Origin of the sequence: Buchnera aphidicola (Pemphigus obesinymphae) (assembly GCF_026122815.1) — a bacterium.
GTDB lineage: Bacteria > Pseudomonadota > Gammaproteobacteria > Enterobacterales > Enterobacteriaceae > Buchnera_C > Buchnera_C aphidicola_BJ.
Genome location: NZ_JAIWQW010000131.1, coordinates 1 through 291 on the forward strand (window position 1 = coordinate 1; position 291 = coordinate 291).

The following is a 291-nucleotide window of genomic DNA, read 5'->3' on the forward strand; positions in this document are numbered from 1 at the left end:
ATAAACAATTAATTCAATGTCTAAATCTTTAATCACTTGATCACGAAATTTATACATTTCAGAAAATTTCCAACCAGTATCTACATGCAATAAAGGAAAAGGTATTATCCCCGGATAAAAAGCTTTTCTAGCAAGATGTAACATAACTGAAGAATCTTTTCCTATGGAATATAACATAACTTGATTTTGAAATTCTGCTACTGCTTCGCGAATAATAAAGATACTTTCTGACTCAAGTTGATCTAAATAAGTAAATTTTTTTTTCTTCATATCAATTCTCAATAAAATTTT

The 291-nt window shown here is 26.8% G+C and carries 1 protein-coding gene; it reads right to left on the bottom strand.

All coding sequences use genetic code 11. The features are described 5' to 3' along the window. On the bottom strand, positions 1-270 hold a 270-nt coding region (locus LDP10_RS03430; protein WP_265197303.1), incomplete at its 3' end, for a phosphoadenosine phosphosulfate reductase family protein. Positions 271-291 lie beyond the last annotated feature (21 nt).